Raw genomic sequence first — 18,232 nt, forward strand, 5'->3', positions numbered from 1 at the left:
TGTCTCGGGGAGTTTCAGAGGTGCGGTCTAGTTGCTCTCCCTGACTGTGCGCGGCATCCGCACAGTCACAGCGCCAGCGGTTATTCGAGGTCGGTGCCCTGGAGCGTAAAAATGTTCCAGGTCGCGCCGATTCCGGAGATCAGCGAGGGATTTGCGGAGGTGAATCCGAAGTTGAAAACACCGGTGATGCTGACCCCAGAGGTGTCTTCGCCGTCGAAAAGGTATGGTGCTTCTGCTTCGACGCTGGCTTCGGTGCGGTCGGGGTCGTTGGCGAGCATTGTCGCGATCAGCAGGGCGTCATCGGCTTCGTATGTTGCCGTCGGGGCGGTCTGAACGATCAGGTAGGGGACTCCGTCATTGAGGGCTGCCCAGATCTTGTTGACCTGCACATCGATTGATCGAGCGCGTGGCCGGCCGTCGCGGTTCAGCGGGGCGGCCATCTTTTCGCTGACCACTGAGAGATTGTTGAAAGCCTCTGCATCAAATACAGGGCCGTCTTCGTCGAACAACTCCGAATGCCCTGATTTCCAATCGACCGCGTTGACCTCGGGGTTGTCTAGCGCTTCGGAGTCAAGCGTCTGCTCGACAAGGTAGGTGATCGCGGCAATCTGCGCTGTGGCGGCATCCTCCTCAGTGAACCCAAACTCTTTCAGCGATACGAGGTCGGTTGTCGATGCGTCGTACACGAGAGCGTCGGAGTCGGGGTCAATGCGGAGTTTGCAGTAGTTGCCGAAGCTGTCGGACATCATCTCTCCGGGGATCGCATCGCTAAGCCACTGAAGCTGTTCGTCAGCGAGTTTGGCGCACGCCTCGGTTTCAGGTGCATCCTGCGGCTCAGACTCTGCCGGCGCGGCGGCGGCACAGCCGGCTGCAGCCAGCACTGCGAAAGTGAGTGCGGAGGCGGCGATGGCTTTGCGGAGCCGGCTCGCGACCGATGTGCGTGACTGCGTGATAACCAACTGTTGGGCCTTTCAGATAGTTCGTTGCCGAGCTCAGATTAGGCTCTGGATGGGTAAAACTAGGCAACCTCACCTAGTTTGGGGGTATTGCGGATGTCGCGATCGTCCTCAGTACGGCAGCGGCAGGCTGCGTTCAGCTTTGCCTCCGAACCGCATGAACGACTGTCCGTCGGCGCACCATTGCGCGATCCGTTTCACCTTCTCCGCCGCGAGCCCCCGAGATGCTGAGGGAGCTCGTGAGGAGAAGTCAGGCAGGTGATCTGTCGCAGCAGACCGCAGTCAAGTTGGTCGTCGACCCGCAGCACGGGGATGCTTGGGTTGTCATGGACGATCTGGCGCATCGTCTTACTCTTCTGATGGCGGAGTCGTGTGGTGAGCCTTCTATCCCCCGCCGTCCGGGCTCGACTTCGCCAAGGGCGGGAACGACAATGCGGTACCGTCACCGTGCTCTGCAAGCTCGCGCATCCACTTGTCAGTCTCCGAACTGTCAGCCGGATCGATGAAGGCGAAGCCTGTTAGACCCTGACTGATCAGAATTATCGTCAGTTCCCTTGAAGACATTGGGGAAACGATGGCGTACCGCGAGGGAAGTTAGCGGGCCCCGTGCCGAGTATCGTGCGAACCGGTATTGCCTAGGTATTGCACAAACACCTAAAACTGACTCCGGGAACGAAAAAACCCCCGGTTTCCCGGGGGTTTTAGAGTGAGCGATACTGGGATCGAACCAGCGACCTCTTCCGTGTCAGGGAAGCGCGCTACCGCTGCGCCAATCGCTCATGCTATTTAGTTGTCGAAACTAGCTATAAACACTCGTTACGAGGTGGAGACGGGATTTGAACCCGCGTATACGGCTTTGCAGGCCGCTGCCTCGCCTCTCGGCCACTCCACCGCACATGAGAAGTGTCAGCGAGGCTGACACTTCTCAATCGAGCGGATGACGAGATTCGAACTCGCGACCCTAACCTTGGCAAGGTTATGCGCTACCACTGCGCCACATCCGCATTTGCAAGCTATTCGGTTACCCGTTTTCGCGTGCTAGATGACTGTATACGAAGAGTGCGCGAAGTTCCAATTCGAGGGTGAGCGTGTCGTTCAGATATGCGAAGATTGCCCTGCAGGGCGATTGGCGCAGTTGGTAGCGCGCTTCCTTCACACGGAAGAGGTCATCGGTTCGAGTCCGGTATCGCCCACTCGATAGTGACACCCAGACTTCTCGGTTGCGGTGCCCGACAGGGCTGTGAACATGCCATTCGGGCCCCTAGTCTGCGTGCTTCAGCCGCTAGCCTTGAGGCATGAATGCAACTTCCTCCGGCAGCTCGACGCCACTTCGCGAGTTCTTCCGTGGTGTCAGTTTTCTGTTCAAAGGTTTTCGCATTTGGGTATCTGCACCTCGTTTGATGTTTCTCGGAATGATTCCGGCGGCCATCGTCGGCACTCTTTCCATCGGGCTGTTCGTCGCGCTGATTGTGGCGATCGAACCAATTGCCGAGTTTCTCACTCCGTTTGCCGACGATTGGGATGAGTTGCCTCGGGCAGCAGTTCAGTTCGCTGCGGGGTTAGCGGTCATCGTTTCGAGCATCCTCATCATCGTGAACGCGTTTGCGACGGTGACTTTGATGGTCGGCGATGCCTTTTATCGCAAGATTGCGGGCCACGTCGATTCGCGGCATGGATCTCCGGCGACACCAGCCCCGCAGGGTTTCTGGAAAGATGCTCGACGAGGATTAGCCGAGGGGCTTCGACTCCTGTTTCCCACTGTCGGCCTTGCACTGTTTGTTTTCGCGCTCGGCTTTATTCCGATCGTGGGCACCGTTGTCGCGGCCACAATCGGAGCTTTAGTAGGCGGCTGGCTTTTGGTAGTTGAACTCGCGAACATTCCGTTCGAGTCGCGCGGCATGCACCTCACTGCGCGACGCCGTGTACTGCGGCTCTCGCGTGCGAAATCACTCGGGTTCGGTGCTGCGACCTACCTGGTGTTCCTCATCCCCTTCGGCGCAGTGATTGCCATGCCCGCCGCCCTAGCCGGAGCGACGCTTCTCACTCGTTCACTACTCGGCGAGGATACGCTTGTCGGGAACACGGATGCGCTTGCCGAGCCTGCTGAGCAACCACCAGCATCCTGACGACACGATGAATGACCACGTTGCCGTCGCGATGACGCTGAGAAGCTGCTCCTGAAATATGGCTGTCTGACCGGTGAAGAGAAATCCTGAGCCGGTCGCCAATATTCCGAGCGAGAGAACTCCGAGGCTCCCGCCAATGAGGTGGGTGTTGACGAGAAAACGTAGCTGATTCCCCAAGGGCGAGCCCCGACGCACGGTGAAGACACTTGCCACGGCGCCGGTTATGAGTCCGGCAACGGCCGCGGAGACAGGCGTGAAGAGCGGCGCACCGGCGGTGACGGCGATAAGTCCGCTAACAATTCCGCCGGCGAGTGATTTCAGATTCACTACTCCGTGGCTAATCAGTTGCACGACGATCCATCCCACTGCTCCGGCGACGGCACTGACGAGCCCGTTGACCATGATGAGACCGGCTGTGTCGTCTATGGCAAATTCGGCCCCTACGAGCCACCCAATCCACGAGACGACGACCAAGGCCAGAGCAAGAATCCCTAGAGCCACGGGGACTTCTTTGCGAGCTCCGCGAATCAGGGATTTTCTTTCTACAACCAGCACCGCCAGCATTCCCGCACCGACTGCGACGCTCATCACCAACGCACCCCCGTGATCGATGGGAGCCACGCCCAGCGGGATTGAGGCGCCAAAGGGTTCAAAGGTTCGGATTGCCGTGGGGATGAACACGCCGACGGTCCACACGGATCCGTAAATGACGCCTCGCGCGAAAGTAGCCCCCGCACTTCGAGCCACCAAAGTCACGAGGAAGCAACATATTCCGCCAAGCAACGCAAGCGACGGCATCATGATCCCTCGCAAATTGGATGCCATGACAGGCGCCAAGACTAACCATCCAAGAACACCAGGCGCCGCGCTGGCTAGCGACTCCGCCATCAGTCGCGTCCACGGCGCCGCCGGCAAAATACGGGCGTACAACACCATTAGCGCAACCAACAACAGAGTGAGAGCAACCACTCCGATGGTCGCCGCTGCGAACTCTTCCGGCACTGTGAACCTCCTGGCGCCCAGTCTCATGTGTAACCGTGCACCTGCACAATGGCTAACCCAGAATAACGCGCGAAAATCTCACCTCCACTGCGAGAGAACCGCGCCCGGCTCTACTCGGTGTTCGACGTAAGAGCGATGAGTCGGGAGACAGCACGCAAGTATTTTTTGCTATAACCGCCCGCCAGCATGTCGTCAGGGAACACTCCATCGAGAGCCGTCCCCTCAGCATAGATGCGCACTTGGGCATCGTAGAGGCGGTCCACGAACGCGACAAAGCGAAGGGCATCAGTCTGGTTGGTGAACGGATGCACGCCCGTCAGCCCAATCGCCTCGATCCCGTCAATCAGCTTCACATATCGCGAAGGGTGGACTCCCCCAAGGTGCTTCAGCACCTCATCGAAGGAATCGAGAGTGACGGTTCCGGTTAATTTCGCCACGGCGGCAGCGGCGTCATCAACCGCAATGGCGTGAGCACCGGTGTCGCGGCGCCGGTAGTCGAGGCCGTCGATCCGGATCGTTTCGAATTTTGCCGAGAGCGAATCAATCTCTCGCAAGAAATCTTGAGCAGCGAAACGGCCTTCGCCGAGAGCGTTGGGTGGAGTGTTCGATGTGGCCGCAATCTTGGTTCCCGAAGCAACAAGTTCGGAGAGAAGGCGGGAGATCAAGCGAGTGTCTCCCGGGTCATCCAGTTCAAATTCATCGATGCACACCAAGGAAGCACCCTTGAGCAGCTCGACCGCCGGCGCGTAGCCCACCGCGCCCACCAAAGCTGTGTATTCGATGAATGTTCCAAAGTACTTTCGGCCAGACATCTGATGCCATAAAGCCGCCAGCAGGTGAGTCTTGCCCACCCCGAACCCACCATCTAGGTAGATTCCCGGTTTGGCGACCGGAGCTTTCTTGCGGGAGAACAACCCACCAGACTGCTTACTAGCCGTTGAAAAGTTGCGCATCGCCGCGACGGCAGCGCCTTGAGACTGGTAGTCCCTGTCTGGTCGATAGGAATCTAAGGTCGCGCCGGTGAACTGGCGCGGTGGCACGAGTTCGGCGAGCATCTGCGCTCCGGTCAACGACGGGATACGATCGACTAGACGCTCAGGAGTCGTCGGCGCAGTAGCGCTCATTCTCAGCCTCGGTTATGTTTCGCAGTCTTACGGCAACGCGGTGTAATCAGCGGCGAATGCGTAATTTTCTTGGGCAAGGGACTAATCAAGCTTAGTTTGAAGCCCGCGCCAGTTTTTCCAATCACTATCGGAGGTAGTTATGACTATCGAACGCGACCCGGCCCCCCAATTCGTTGAGTTCTCCAGCCCTGAACGATTGGTCTCTGCTGACTGGCTTGAAGAACGTCTCGAGACCCCCGGTTTGGTCGTTGTCGAGTCTGACGAAGACGTATTGCTCTACGAAACCGGGCACATCCGTGGTGCAGTCAAGATCGACTGGCACACAGATTTGAACGATCCGGTCACTCGGGATTACATCGACGGCGAAGGATTTGCCGAACTCATGTCTCGCAGCGGAATCTCGCGCGACACCACGGTTGTTATCTACGGGGATAAAACAAACTGGTGGGCCGCCTACGCCCTCTGGGTCTTCACCCTCTTTGGACACGACGACGTTCGCTTGCTTGACGGCGGTCGCGCAAAATGGGAGGCAGATGGCCGCGAGTACACGCTAGAAGCCCCCACCCCGAAGCCAACGGAATATCCGATTGTCGAACGCAACGACTCGACGATTCGCGCCTTCCGCGATGATGTTTTGACCCATCTCGGCAATCCCCTGATCGATGTGCGGTCTCCAGAGGAGTACAGCGGAGAGCGCACAACAGCTCCCGCGTATCCCGAAGAGGGCGCTCTGCGCGCAGGTCATATCCCGAGCGCACAAAGTGTGCCGTGGTCGAAGGCCGTAGCAGATGACGGAACCTTCCGGCCGCTGAGCGAACTCAACGAGATCTACCGTGATGGCGCAGGCCTGAAGGATGGCGATGACATCGTCGCTTATTGCCGCATCGGTGAGCGTTCAAGCCACACCTGGTTTGTGCTGAACTACCTCATGGGCTTCGAGAACGTTCGCAACTACGACGGATCGTGGACCGAATGGGGTTCTTTGGTTGCTGTTCCCATCGTCATCGGCACAGATCCTGGCGAGGTTCCTTCGCGTTAGACTTAATCGATGAGTGAGCAGCAGATCCCGACCCAGTTGGCTGAAATCCGCGACGATTTCTTGAGCCTTGAGCTTCGGGATCGGCTGCAGCTTCTCCTCGAATTTTCTAACGAGCTTCCAGAACTGCCTGATCGGTATCGGGATCACCCGGACTTGTTTGAGCGAGTTGAGGAGTGCCAGTCCCCCGTCTTTATATTCATTGAAGTCGAGAACGACACCGTTCGGATGTTCGCAACCGCACCGCCCGAGGCGCCGACGACTCGAGGCTTTGCGTCGATCTTGGCGCAAGGTCTCTCTGGCCTCAGCACGACAGAGGTCTTAGAGCTTTCGGACGATTTTCCGCAGTCGCTCGGCCTGTCAAAAGCCGTAAGCCCTCTGCGCTTGCGAGGGATGACGGGAATGCTCGCCCGGGCAAAGCGTCAAATTCGCCTCAAGACTCTCAGTTAGCCGAATCCGTCGCGTGGGCGTCGGCGGTGCGCTCGCCGAGTTGAATGCTCAGCCAAGAGCGAATCGCGGTAAGCCAACGTTCACTGTCGTAGTTCCACAGTCTCGTGTGTCCGGCAACGTCGAACTCTTCGTAGGTGACGATGTCTGGTCGAAGCTCGGCGAGGGCGCGCGAGGGGCCCACCGGTACGTAGGCGTCGCCAGCACTGTGCATCAGCAGAATCGGACGATCTAGTTCTGCTGCGCGCTCAACGAAATTCATTGACGGAAAGTCCAGCGGATTTGCGGTTCCGACAAGCAGTTGCGCTTGTTCGCCGGAAAGTACCGCCTGGGCCGCGCGCTGAATGGGTGTCGGAATCCGATTAATCGTTCCGTGTAACTCAAGAATGGGCCCCCAAGCCACGACCGGGGAATCGAGCACGAGACCGATAATCATGTCGCGGTTCGGCGAACGCATCAGCGTTTGCAGCGCTGTTGCGCCACCCATTGACCATCCCATCAGAATGATGCGCGTAGCTCCCGCAGACCGCGCGTAGCTAATTGCAGCGTCAACATCTCGATATTCGGTAGAGCCGAGGCCGTAACGGTGGTCTGCAGAGTTGGGCGCTTCCGTATCGTTTCGGTACGAAATCGACAAAGAGGTCACACCAGCGTCGTAGAACTCCTTGAGTGCGCGCACCGTCTCTGGTCGCTGGACACCGCGGCCGTGGATGTGAATCGCCCACGTCGAACTTTCTCGTGCTGCAGGAACGAGCCAGGCCGGCGCCTGGCCCAACTCAGTCTCAACGAGCACGCCAGAATACGCGAGCCCGAGCTCAGCGGGATTTAGGTAGAACCATCCGCTGGTTCGCGCGTTGTCGCCGGCTTTAGGCTGACCGAATTGCACGGAAAGCAATTCGCGGGCGACCCACCGCGGGCTCTCAGAAATTACCGCGCCAATGCGGGCGTGGCCGGTGCTATCGGCGAACCACAAACTAAAGCGACCGTGTGCACGACTCTCCGGCGAAGCTGAGAGCACTACAGTCGACTCCCCCAGCGCGAGAATCCGTAATTCACTCTCCGCGCGCCCAGGCGGTGTCACCAACCGCCGCGCGAACAGCACCGAAAGAACCGCGCTCGACGCCGCTGCGACGATTCCGATCGTTGCGGCGCCGATCGCGATACCACTAATGATTCCCGTGACGACGCGCACTCGTCCTGCTTCCCGCATCCGAAAACCTCCGTCTCGCAGCCGCACAGACGCGGCGTGCCTCACTAGCGATCGCTCCCCTAAAGCCTAATCTTCAGTCGTGCCTGATTCGCCAGCTGGACCAACACCGCCCGCAGTTTTCGTTGCCGCGGTTGAGTCACTTCGTGCTGCAGCCTTGCGCACCGAACTAGCGGTAACAGAAATCACGGCACCTTCACAGATTGCGCCGTGGTCATTTGCCCTTGCTGCGGATGTCACTCCTGCACGTCATGGTGAAGACTCTGATCTCGGCACCGGTCGCTTTGTGCTCCTCTATGACCCCGAAGTTCCGGATGCGTGGGACAGCGAGTTCCGCATCATTTGCTTCGCCCAAGCTCCCCTTGAACCAGAAATTGGTGTCGATCCTTTCTTGAGCGAAGTGACATGGTCCTGGCTCGTTGACGCTCTCGACAGCCGCGGCGCCACGTACGACCAAGTTTCCGGCACAGCGACGCGAATTCTCTCGACAGGGTTCGGCGAACTCGAGTCACAACCCGACGGTGCACAAATTGAATTGCGCGCCTCGTGGAGCCCGAAAGATCTCAGTATGTCCGCACATGTGGAAGGCTGGAGTGAGTTGGTCTGCATGCTTGCCGGCCTACCACCAACGATTGAAGGAGTCACCCTGTTGTCGGCCCGTAAAGTTGGACGTGAATAGCGCACCCGAAAGTGCAGCCCCTGAGGGCGAGTCGCACGCCACCCAAGCCCCTCATGCTCCCGTAAACGTCATTGACGATCGGGACGAATATCTTGCCGCTGTCGCGGCCATCGCCGAAGGTCATGGGCCAATCGGGATTGACGCCGAGCGTGCAAGCGGTTATCGCTATTCGCAACGCGCGTACCTGATTCAAATCTTCCGCCGTGGGGCGGGAACGTTCTTGTTCGATCCCCCCGCAATCGGCGATTTCGTAGAGCTCAATGATCTGATCGCTGACGAAGAATGGATCTTGCACGCCGCCACGCAGGACCTCACTTGTCTGCGAGAAGTTGGTTTACACCCGTCCCGACTTTTCGACACCGAATTGGGGGCGCGCCTTGCCGGCCTCCCTCGTGTGGGACTCGGAACCGTTGTCGAGCACCTGTTGGGCATCCATCTAGCTAAAGAGCATTCGTCTGCCGACTGGTCCACTCGTCCGCTACCCCAAGCTTGGCTGGTTTACGCCGCACTCGACGTCGAGTTGCTTGTCGATCTTCGCGAGGCTCTTGGCGAATTGCTCGACTCGGCGGATAAGCACGACATCGCGCAACAGGAGTTCGATTCGGTGCTTTCACGGGACCTCAGCAACGTCCGCGCCGAACCTTGGCGCCGACTCAGCGGAGTGCACTCGCTTCGCGGTGGCAAGAATCTCGCGATTGCTCGCGAACTTTGGCTTGCTCGGGATGCCTACGCCCAAGAGGTCGACACTGCTCCTGGTCGTTTGGTTCCCGATTCCGCGCTTCTGGCTGCAGCCCGTTTTCTGCCGGAGTCCAAGCGTCAGCTGTCTGCAATGAAAGAGTTCAGCGGGCGAGCCAGCCGTACCCAGATCGATCGGTGGTGGGATGCGATCCAAGCCGGTCTCGCCTCGACGGATATTCCGGCGTCTCGCGTTTCCAACGATGCCCTTCCTCCTCCCCGCGTGTGGTCAGATAAGAACCCTGAAGCCGACCTTCGGCTCAAGGCTGCGCGTGCCACGATGAGCGAGCGTTCAGAAGAATTGTCGATCCCGATCGAGAACCTCCTCACTCCCGACTATCTGCGCCGGGTCGCGTGGACTCCTCCTGCTGACATCAGCGCTGAGAGTGTTTCTGAAGCGCTGCAGGCTCTCGGCGCTAGGCAATGGCAAATTGACGTTTCCGCACAGTCAATTGCCCAAGCCTTTGTTGAAGCTCACCAAACGCCCGAGGAGTCCGACGACACCGAGTCGTAGGAACAATCAAAGGATTCCTTACCCTAATCTTGGCCACCTAGGATCAGTTCTACATCCAAGGATTTAGTGGAGGCATTGTGGCCAAGGAAACTGAGATTGTATTCGTAGATGGAGTCCGTACTCCATTTGGACGTGCTGGCGAGAAGGGCATGTTCTGGAATACCAGAGCAGATGACCTCGTCGTCAAGGCGATGATTGGACTGCTCGAACGAAACCCCCAGATCCCCAAAGAGCGCTTTGACGAAGTCGCAATTGCCGCGACAACTCAGACTGGTGACCAGGGCCTCACGATCGGGCGAAGCGCAGCACTTCTTGCTGGTTTGCCCACCACGGTTCCTGGCTACGCCATCGACCGCATGTGTGCCGGTGCCATGACGGCCGTCACCAACATCGCTGGTGGAATCGCCTTTGGCGCCTACGACCTGGCTATTGCCGGTGGTGTCGAACACATGGGTCACCACCCGATGGGCTCTGGCGTTGACCCAAACCCGCGGTTTATGTCTGAAAAGCTCGTCGATCCCGAGGCGCTCAACATGGGCAATACGGCTGAGAAACTTCACGATCGATTCCCACACCTCACCAAGGCTCGCTCCGATGCCTTCGCACTGCGCAGTCAGCAGCGAGCTACTGCCGCCTATGAGGCCAACAACATTCAGCCCGACCTCATCCCGATTGCCACACGGAGCGAATCCGGCTGGGGATTGGCTACTCGCGACGAGGGACTTCGCCCGGAGACGACGCTCGAGGGACTCGCAGCGCTCAAGACTCCGTTCCGCTCTCACGGCCGCATTACCGCCGGGAACGCTTCCGGCCTGAACGACGGAGCCACCGCCAGCATCATTGCTAGTGGAGACGCTGCCCGTGAATTCGGCCTCACTCCGAAGATGCGCATGGTGAGCTTTGCCTACGCTGGCGTTGAGCCAGAGATTATGGGCATTGGGCCAATTCCGTCGACGGAGAAAGCACTGCGCAAGGCAGGGCTCTCGATCGATGACATTGGGCTCTTCGAACTCAATGAAGCTTTCGCTGTGCAGGTTCTCTCGCTGCTCGACCACTTTGGTATCGACGACGAAGATCCTCGCGTCAACCAGTGGGGCGGCGCCATCGCGATGGGCCACCCGCTCGCATCATCAGGTGTTCGACTCATGATTCAGCTCGCCGCACAGTTTGAACAGCACCCTGAGGTGCGCTACGGCCTCACGGCAATGTGTGTTGGCCTCGGCCAAGGCGGATCTGTCATTTGGGAAAACCCGAACTACAAGGGAGCAAAGTAACAATGACCGAGCAGTTCGCACGACTTTCTGATCTCGCCAAAGACGAGGTAATCACTCACTCGTTCGTTCGCGATGTGCCCCTCTCCTCCGGCCGCACTCTCGCACTGATCACGCTCGATAACGGTAAAGATCACACCCGCCCCAACACGCTCGGCCCAGCAACGCTCTTAGAATTCGCGCGCGTGCTTGATGAGCAAAAAGAGCGGGCGACCGCCGGTGAGATCCATGGTCTGGCCGTTACCGGTAAGCCCTTCATTTTCGCCGCAGGCGCTGACCTCTCGAAGGTCAGCGAAATCCCTGACCGCGAGACCGGAAAACAGATGGCTCAGCTTGGCCACTGGGCCCTCGGCAAACTGAGCGACCTTGGCGTGCCATCGTTCGTATTCATCAATGGTCTTGCACTGGGTGGTGGAGTCGAAGTTCCCCTCAACGCCGACTACCGCACCATCGACAGTTCGGTTCCGGCTCTAGCGCTTCCCGAGGTCTTCCTTGGTCTGATTCCGGGCTGGGGCGGCGCGTGGCTGCTCCCGAACTTGATCGGCATCGAGAACGCCCTCAAGGTCGTCATCGAGAACCCCCTCAAAAACAACCGGATGCTCAAGGGTCCGGAGGCGTTCGAGCTTGGCATTGCTGATGCCATGTTTGGTCCGGCAAACTTCCTCGAGGACTCAATTCGTTGGGCTGACGGTGTCATCGCTGGCACCACTAAGGTCAAGCGCAAGAACGAGCCGGGCAAAATCGAACGCACCGTGAAGTGGGATGTTGCTATCGGCATCGCCGAGAAGATGTTGGCGAGCCGCATCGGTCGCGTTGCGAAGTCACCGTACGCTGCGCTCGCTTTGCTCAAAGCGGCCAAAAACACCGACAAGAGGACCGGCTTCGAAGCGGAAGATAACGCTCTCGCCGACATGATTTCGGGTGACCAGTTTCAGGCAAGCATCTACGCTTTCAACCTCGTGCAGAAACGCGCTAAGCGGCCCGCCGGTGCTCCTGATAAGGAACTTGCCCGCAAGGTGACCAAGGTCGGCGTCATCGGCGCCGGGCTTATGGCTCGTCAGTTTGCATTGCTCTTCGTTCGACGCCTGCAGGTCCCTGTCGTCATTACTGACCTCGATCAGACCGCGACCGATGCCGGGGTTGCCGCGATCCACTCAGAAATTGACAAGCTGCACGAGAAGGGTCGTCTCTCCTCTGACGACACTAACCGTCTCAAGGCTCTCGTTACCGGCACAACCGACAAAGCTGACTTCGCTGACTGCGACTGGGTCATCGAAGCTATCTATGAAGAGCTGGGCGCCAAGCAAGCGGTCTTCGCTGAGGTCGAGCAGTACATCTCTGACGAAGCGATCCTGGCGACAAACACGTCATCGCTGTCTGTCGAGCAGATCGGTGCCAAGCTCAAGCACCCCGAGCGTGTTGTCGGGTTCCACTTCTTCAATCCTGTGGCCGTCATGCCGCTGATTGAGGTAGTCAAGACTCCGCACACGAACGACGAATCACTAGCAACAGCCATGGTCACGGCAAAGAACCTGCGCAAGAACGCGGTCATCACGACAGATACTCCTGGTTTTGTCGTGAACCGCATTCTCGCCAAGGTGCTCGGCGAGGCCATGCACGCTGTAGACACCGGCACGCCGTTCGAAGTTGTTGAAGAATCGACGCGCCCCTTTGGCCTGCCAATGACTCCATTCGAACTGCTCGAACTTGTCGGGCTTAAGGTCGGCGCTCACGTGCTCGACACCCACCACGCTGCCTTCCCTGAGCGTTTCTTTGAGAGCAAAAACCTGCACAAGCTCGCTGAGCTCGGATTCATTTTCGATCGCGACAGCAAGGGCAAGTCGAAGGGCGTTTCGAAGAAGGCAGTCGAGATCGTCAAGGGTGGGACTTCACCGATGACGGCCGAAGAGCTGCAAATTCGTATCGAAGACGGCCTAGCCGACGAGATCCATCGGATGCTGGAAGACAACGTCGTAGCCGCGGCGGAAGACATCGACCTGTGCCTCATTCTCGGTGCGGGCTACCCCTTCCAGATGGGTGGTGTCACGCCGTACCTCGACCGCGCTGGCGCTTCAGAGCGCGCGTTTGGTGGAACTTTCCACGACCCGCTGATTCGCGGCGTGCAGTAAGCACCATCGCTGATTAGCCAAAAGGAGGGCCGATCCAGACAGTGTCTGGATCGGCCCTCCTTTCGTGCTGGAATGACGCGACGGAGTCGCTTGCTAGCTGCGTTCGACGGGAAGCGAAACTGCCGATGAGTCGGTATCGCGCAATGGCCGAGCGATCGGAATCTTGCTGCCGAGCACTTGAGCCACGACGTCGCGAGCGATGTGTTGAGGCGTGAGACCGACCTGCTCGAGAATGTAGTCACGGCTGCCGTGATCGAGGAACTCTGCGGGAAGCCCCAATTCGTTTACAGCGGTATCCACTCCCTGAGCGCGCATTTCTTGACGAATTCGAGTGCCGATTCCGCCGACCCGGATACCGTCTTCGATCGTGATCACGATCCGGTACTGCGCCGAAAAATCGATAACGCTTTGCGCTACGGGAACCACCCAGCGGGGGTCAATAACTGTCGCGCCAATCCCTTGGGCTGCCAGAAGTTCGGCAACCTGAAGACCAGTCTTCGCCATCGATCCCACCGTGACGATGAGGACGTCATGCTGTTCGTCTTCTCGCAGAACGTCGACGCCGTCGTCGGTGCGCCGAACAGCATCGTAGGAGGTTCCCACGGTGCCCTTGGCGAAGCGAACCACTGTAGGAGCATCGTCCACCGCGACAGCTTCCCCTAGCTCCTCACGTAGGCGCTCAGCGTCGCGTGGCGCGGCAATACGAATGTGCGGAACGACTTGAAGCAGGGCGAGATCCCACATACCGTGGTGGCTAGCACCGTCTGGTCCGGTGACCCCGGCGCGATCAAGAACGAACGTGACGCCAGCACGATGCAAAGCGACATCCATAAGAACCTGGTCGAATGCACGGTTCATAAACGTTGCGTAGAGCGCGACGACCGGGTGCAGACCGCCAAAAGCCAACCCCGCTGCGGAGGTAACAGCGTGCTGTTCAGCAATGCCGACGTCGTGGACGCGCTTCGGGTACTTCTCTGCGAAGAGGTGGAGCCCGGTGGGGCGCAACATCGCAGCAGTGATTCCCACCAACCGAGGGTTCTTATCCGCTAACGCCACAATCTCTTCAGAGAATACAGAAGTCCACGAAGCGGCACCTCCCGATTGCACAGACTCCCCCGTTGCCGGATCGATCTGGCCAACAGCGTGAAACTGGTCGGCGACATCGGCCAGGGCGGGCTCATAACCGCGACCCTTCTCCGTGATTGCATGCACGATTACCGGAGCGCCATAGGACTTAGCTTGTTCAAGAACTTCGGTAAGCGCGGCGATGTCATGACCGTGCACTGGGCCCAAGTACTTGATGTCGAGGTTTGAGTACAGCGCTTCGTTGTTGCTGAAACGAGAAAGGAAGCCATGTGTGCCTCCGCGGATGCCGCGGTAGAGCGCGCGTCCTGGTCCGCCGAAGACTCCGAAGAATCGCTGGCTGGAACCATGTAACGAGCGGTAGGAACGACGCGTGCGCACGCTGTTCAAAAAGTGCGCCATTCCCCCGATTGTCGGCGCATACGAACGACCATTGTCGTTTACTACGATGACGAGATTGCGACTATTGTCATCGCTGATGTTGTTCAGCGCCTCCCACGTCATTCCGCCCGTGAGAGCGCCATCGCCCACAACTGCGACGACGTGACGGTCACTCTGACCTGTCATCTCGAATGCTCGGGAAATTCCATCGGCCCACGAGAGCGAACTCGACGCATGAGAGCTTTCAACAATGTCGTGTTCTGACTCCGAGCGCTGCGGGTAGCCGGCTAGCCCATCTTCGGTACGCAACTTCGTGAAGTCTTTGCGCCCGGTAAGAATTTTGTGAACGTAGCTTTGGTGCCCGGTGTCAAAAACCACAGCATCCCGCGGTGAATCAAAAACACGGTGAATCGCGGTCGTCAGCTCTACGACTCCCAGATTGGGGCCCAAGTGTCCGCCAGTGCGAGACACATTCTCGATGAGGAATTCGCGAATTTCTTGAGCTAACTCGACAAGCTGGGCAGTGGAGAGACCGTCAAGATCTCGGGGACCGTTAATTCCCTCGAGTAAATTCATTCCCCCAGTCTAAGCTCCTTCGCCACCCTGTGAGGGTTTGCCCACGAGGTTCTGAGGTACTGCTGCTCGTCGCGGGCACAACACAGAAGGCGCGTGGCATAAGTGAATCCTTTTGCCACGCGCCTTCAGTAATCAGTGTTGGTTAGACCAGCGAACGCAGAACGTACTGCAGGATTCCGCCGTTGCGGTAGTAGTCCGCTTCGCCAGGGGTGTCGATGCGCAGCTTCGCGTCGAACTCCACTGTCGACTTGCCCTCTGGCGAGTGTGCAGTGGGCACAGCCACGACGTGCAGTGTGCTCGGAATGCGGTCATCGTTGAGTTCTTCAACACCGGTGATGCTAATGCTCTCGGTGCCATCGAGTCCGAGCGATTCCCAGCTCTGACCTTCCGGGAACTGAAGCGGCAATACGCCCATTCCGATGAGGTTTGAGCGGTGAATACGCTCAAAGCTCTCACAGATAACTGCCTTGACGCCGAGCAAACTCGTTCCCTTGGCAGCCCAGTCACGTGAGGAACCAGAGCCGTACTCTTTACCACCAAGAACAACGAGCGGCGTTTCTTGCGCTGCGTAGTTCTGAGCTGCGTCATAGATAAACGACTGGTCGGCGTCCGGGGTGGTGAAGTCGCGGGTGTAGCCGCCCTCAACGCCATCGAGAAGCTGGTTACGAAGACGGATGTTGGCGAAAGTTCCGCGAATCATCACTTCGTGGTTACCGCGACGTGAACCGTAGGAGTTGAAGTTCTTACGATCGATGCCGTGCTCGGCCAGATACTGGCCAGCGGGGCTATCGCCCTTGATCGAACCAGCGGGGCTGATGTGGTCGGTCGTTACCGAGTCGCCCAATTTGGCGAGGACGCGCGCACCCGTGATCGAGCTGACCGGAGTGATCTCCATTGTCATGCCTTCGAAGTACGGGGGTTTGCGAACGTAGGTCGACTCGTCGTCCCACTCGAAAGTGGAGCCGGTCGGCGTTGGCAGGTTCTGCCAGCGCTCGTCGCCGTCGAAGACACCCGCGTATTCGTGGATGAACATGTCCCGGTCGATCGACGAATCGATCGTAGCCTGAACTTCGGCGGCGTCGGGCCAGATGTCCTTCAAGAAGACATCGTTGCCATCCTGATCCTGACCGAGCGCATCGCTGTCGAAGTCGAAGTTCATCGATCCCGCAAGCGCATACGCAATGACCAGAGGCGGGCTCGCAAGGTAGTTCATCTTCACGTCGGGGTTAATGCGTCCCTCGAAGTTGCGGTTACCGGAGAGCACCGCAGTGACAGCCAGATCGTTCTCGTTGATCGCGGCAGAGATTTCATCTTCGAGCGGTCCCGAGTTGCCGATACACGTCGTGCAGCCGTAACCGACGGTGTAGAAACCGAGAGCCTCAAGCGACACATCGAGGCCCGATTTTGCGTAGTAGTCGGTGACAACCTTCGACCCCGGAGCCAGTGTGGTCTTCACCCACGGCTTCGACTTCAGCCCCTTGGCTGCAGCGTTACGGGCCAATAGCCCGGCAGCGAGCATGACAGAGGGGTTTGACGTGTTTGTGCACGACGTGATCGCCGCGATTGCAACGGCTCCGTGGTCGAGGGTGAACGGGTCTCCCCCATCAACGCTCACCGAAGTGGGCGACGACGCAGTGTACGGCGCATGGCTAGCGTGGGTGTGCGAGCGCTCGTGAGCCGAATCCTCGTCCTCAGGCGTGAGACCAATGGGGTCGGATGCGGGGAACGTACCCTCAACCGCGGCATCAACCTTGGAGTGGTCGCTCGACGCATAGTTGTTGAGATCGATTTCGAACTGGTTCTTGGCGTTTGTCAGCTCGACGCGGTCCTGAGGACGCTTGGGTCCAGCGATCGAAGGAACAACGGTGGCGAGGTCAAGTTCGAGGTACTCGCTGTAGTTGGGCTCAACGCTGGGATCGTGCCACAGCGACTGAAGCTTGGAGTACGCCTCGACGAGGTCGACCTGTTCTTCGCTGCGGCCGGTAAGTCGCAGGTAATCGAGAGTCACGTCGTCGATGGGGAACATCGCAGCGGTGGAGCCGAACTCGGGGCTCATGTTTCCGATGGTTGCCCGGTTGGCGAGAGGGACTGCGCCAACTCCCTCACCGTAGAATTCGACAAACTTTCCGACAACGCCGTGATGACGCAGCATCTGAGTGATCGTGAGAACGACGTCAGTTGCGGTTACGCCGGCGGGGATAGATCCGCTCAGCTTGAAGCCAACAACCTTGGGAATGAGCATCGATACCGGCTGACCGAGCATCGCGGCTTCGGCTTCGATTCCGCCGACGCCCCAACCAAGAACACCAAGGCCGTTGACCATTGTGGTGTGCGAATCGGTGCCGACAAGAGTGTCGGGGAAGGCACGGGTCTTGCCGTTAACTTCACGGGTATAGGTAACTCGAGCAAGGTGCTCGATGTTCACCTGGTGAACGATTCCCGTTCCCGGAGGAACTACTTTGAAGTCGTCGAATGCGGTCTGGCCCCACCGAAGGAACTGGTACCGCTCACCGTTGCGCTCGTACTCGAGCTCAACATTGCGCTCGAGAGCGTTCTCGGAGCCGAAAAGGTCGGCGATGACGGAGTGGTCGATGACCAGCTCCGCCGGAGCGAGAGGGTTGATCTTGGTGGGGTCTCCACCGAGCTCGGCGACGGCCTCGCGCATTGTGGCGAGGTCGACGATGCACGGAACTCCGGTGAAGTCCTGCATGACGACGCGTGCCGGTGTGAATTGAATCTCGGTGTCGGGCTCTGCACTGGGGACCCAGGAGCTCAACGACGTGATGTGCGCTTCGGTGACGTTCTTTCCGTCTTCCGTGCGCAGCAGGTTCTCGAGCAAAACTTTCAAGCTAAAGGGAAGCTTTTCGTATCCCGCTACCTTGTCTATGCGAAACACTTCGTAGTCGGTTGACCCGACCGTGAGGGTGTCTTTCGACCCAAAACTATTGACTGTCGACACTGTCATC

The 18,232-nt window shown here is 58.6% G+C and carries 14 protein-coding genes and 4 tRNA genes; 8 read left to right on the top strand and 10 right to left on the bottom strand.

Features of this window, described 5'->3' with window-relative positions; translation table 11 throughout:
• Positions 1-80: 80 nt before the first annotated feature.
• From ON14_RS01905 to ON14_RS01925, 5 genes are all read right to left on the bottom strand, one after another.
• A complete protein-coding gene (locus tag ON14_RS01905; protein ID WP_010202712.1) occupies positions 81-959 on the bottom strand; it encodes a hypothetical protein in 879 nt (292 codons plus the stop codon).
• Positions 960-1,340: 381 nt separating this feature from the next.
• Positions 1,341-1,520, bottom strand: coding sequence for a hypothetical protein (locus ON14_RS01910; protein WP_026037471.1), 180 nt, complete (start codon positions 1,518-1,520; stop codon positions 1,341-1,343).
• A 143-nt stretch (positions 1,521-1,663) separates the two neighbouring features.
• Positions 1,664-1,735: transfer RNA gene (locus ON14_RS01915), tRNA-Val, on the bottom strand.
• 42 nt (positions 1,736-1,777) lie between these two features.
• Positions 1,778-1,848 (bottom strand) — tRNA-Cys (locus ON14_RS01920).
• Between the two features lie 40 nt (positions 1,849-1,888).
• Positions 1,889-1,960 (bottom strand) — tRNA-Gly (locus tag ON14_RS01925).
• A 116-nt stretch (positions 1,961-2,076) separates the two neighbouring features.
• On the opposite strand from ON14_RS01925, the gene ON14_RS01930 reads away from it, so the two are divergent.
• A tRNA-Val gene (locus ON14_RS01930) sits at positions 2,077-2,149 on the top strand.
• Positions 2,150-2,251: 102 nt separating this feature from the next.
• Entirely contained in the window at positions 2,252-3,082 is an 831-nt protein-coding gene (locus ON14_RS01935) for an EI24 domain-containing protein (RefSeq protein ID WP_010202713.1), read from the top strand.
• On the opposite strand, the gene ON14_RS01940 is transcribed toward ON14_RS01935, so the two are convergent.
• Both ON14_RS01940 and zapE read right to left on the bottom strand, forming a co-directional pair.
• Positions 3,008-4,084, bottom strand: coding sequence for an ammonium transporter (locus ON14_RS01940; RefSeq protein WP_010202714.1), 1,077 nt, complete (start codon positions 4,082-4,084; stop codon positions 3,008-3,010). The two genes, ON14_RS01935 and ON14_RS01940, sit on opposite strands and share 75 nt — an antisense overlap.
• A gap of 110 nt (positions 4,085-4,194) precedes the next feature.
• The gene (zapE, locus tag ON14_RS01945) at positions 4,195-5,208 is read right to left on the bottom strand and encodes a cell division protein ZapE (protein ID WP_010202716.1); all 1,014 of its coding nucleotides are present in this window, start codon (positions 5,206-5,208) and stop codon (positions 4,195-4,197) included.
• A gap of 139 nt (positions 5,209-5,347) precedes the next feature.
• On the opposite strand from zapE, the gene ON14_RS01950 reads away from it, so the two are divergent.
• Together ON14_RS01950 and ON14_RS01955 are read left to right on the top strand one after the other, a co-directional pair.
• A complete protein-coding gene (locus ON14_RS01950; RefSeq protein ID WP_010202717.1) occupies positions 5,348-6,247 on the top strand; it encodes a sulfurtransferase in 900 nt (299 codons plus the stop codon).
• Between the two features lie 9 nt (positions 6,248-6,256).
• Positions 6,257-6,694 (top strand): SufE family protein, encoded by a 438-nt coding sequence (locus ON14_RS01955; protein ID WP_010202719.1) that lies wholly within the window; start codon positions 6,257-6,259, stop codon positions 6,692-6,694.
• Here ON14_RS01955 and ON14_RS01960 read toward each other — a convergent pair.
• Positions 6,687-7,901 (bottom strand): alpha/beta hydrolase family protein, encoded by a 1,215-nt coding sequence (locus ON14_RS01960; protein ID WP_010202722.1) that lies wholly within the window; start codon positions 7,899-7,901, stop codon positions 6,687-6,689. The genes ON14_RS01955 and ON14_RS01960 overlap by 8 nt on opposite strands.
• A gap of 79 nt (positions 7,902-7,980) precedes the next feature.
• On the opposite strand from ON14_RS01960, the gene ON14_RS01965 reads away from it, so the two are divergent.
• The 4 genes from ON14_RS01965 (at position 7,981) to ON14_RS01980 (ending at position 13,226) form a co-directional block, all read left to right on the top strand.
• On the top strand, positions 7,981-8,577 hold the full coding sequence (locus tag ON14_RS01965; protein ID WP_010202724.1) for a DUF3000 domain-containing protein: 597 nt from the start codon (positions 7,981-7,983) through the stop codon (positions 8,575-8,577).
• Positions 8,570-9,826: an HRDC domain-containing protein gene (locus tag ON14_RS01970; RefSeq protein WP_010202726.1), complete on the top strand. Its 1,257-nt coding sequence runs from the start codon at positions 8,570-8,572 to the stop codon at positions 9,824-9,826. Before ON14_RS01965 ends, ON14_RS01970 begins: the two co-directional genes overlap by 8 nt.
• 77 nt (positions 9,827-9,903) lie before the next feature.
• Positions 9,904-11,100 (top strand): thiolase family protein, encoded by a 1,197-nt coding sequence (locus ON14_RS01975; RefSeq protein ID WP_010202727.1) that lies wholly within the window; start codon positions 9,904-9,906, stop codon positions 11,098-11,100.
• Positions 11,101-11,102: 2 nt separating this feature from the next.
• Positions 11,103-13,226 (top strand): 3-hydroxyacyl-CoA dehydrogenase NAD-binding domain-containing protein, encoded by a 2,124-nt coding sequence (locus tag ON14_RS01980; protein ID WP_010202729.1) that lies wholly within the window; start codon positions 11,103-11,105, stop codon positions 13,224-13,226.
• Positions 13,227-13,319: 93 nt separating this feature from the next.
• Here ON14_RS01980 and dxs read toward each other — a convergent pair whose 3' ends face one another.
• On the bottom strand, positions 13,320-15,266 hold the full coding sequence (gene dxs / locus ON14_RS01985; RefSeq protein WP_010202731.1) for a 1-deoxy-D-xylulose-5-phosphate synthase: 1,947 nt from the start codon (positions 15,264-15,266) through the stop codon (positions 13,320-13,322).
• Positions 15,267-15,408: 142 nt separating this feature from the next.
• On the bottom strand, positions 15,409-18,225 hold the full coding sequence (gene acnA, locus ON14_RS01990; RefSeq protein ID WP_010202732.1) for an aconitate hydratase AcnA: 2,817 nt from the start codon (positions 18,223-18,225) through the stop codon (positions 15,409-15,411).
• Between the last annotated feature and the right edge of the window lie 7 nt (positions 18,226-18,232).

The organism is Salinibacterium sp. PAMC 21357, from assembly GCF_000247645.1.
In the GTDB taxonomy this organism is placed as follows: Bacteria; Actinomycetota; Actinomycetes; order Actinomycetales; family Microbacteriaceae; genus Rhodoglobus.

Coding starts and splice junctions, on each gene's coding strand:
- ON14_RS01910 (WP_026037471.1), bottom strand. CDS start 1,520: ATGTCTTCAAGGGAACTGACGATAATTCTGATCAGTCAGGGTCTAACA.
- ON14_RS01935 (WP_010202713.1), top strand. CDS start 2,252: ATGAATGCAACTTCCTCCGGCAGCTCGACGCCACTTCGCGAGTTCTTC.
- zapE (WP_010202716.1), bottom strand. CDS start 5,208: ATGAGCGCTACTGCGCCGACGACTCCTGAGCGTCTAGTCGATCGTATC.
- ON14_RS01950 (WP_010202717.1), top strand. CDS start 5,348: ATGACTATCGAACGCGACCCGGCCCCCCAATTCGTTGAGTTCTCCAGC.
- ON14_RS01955 (WP_010202719.1), top strand. CDS start 6,257: ATGAGTGAGCAGCAGATCCCGACCCAGTTGGCTGAAATCCGCGACGAT.
- ON14_RS01960 (WP_010202722.1), bottom strand. CDS start 7,901: ATGCGGGAAGCAGGACGAGTGCGCGTCGTCACGGGAATCATTAGTGGT.
- ON14_RS01980 (WP_010202729.1), top strand. CDS start 11,103: ATGACCGAGCAGTTCGCACGACTTTCTGATCTCGCCAAAGACGAGGTA.
- dxs (WP_010202731.1), bottom strand. CDS start 15,266: ATGAATTTACTCGAGGGAATTAACGGTCCCCGAGATCTTGACGGTCTC.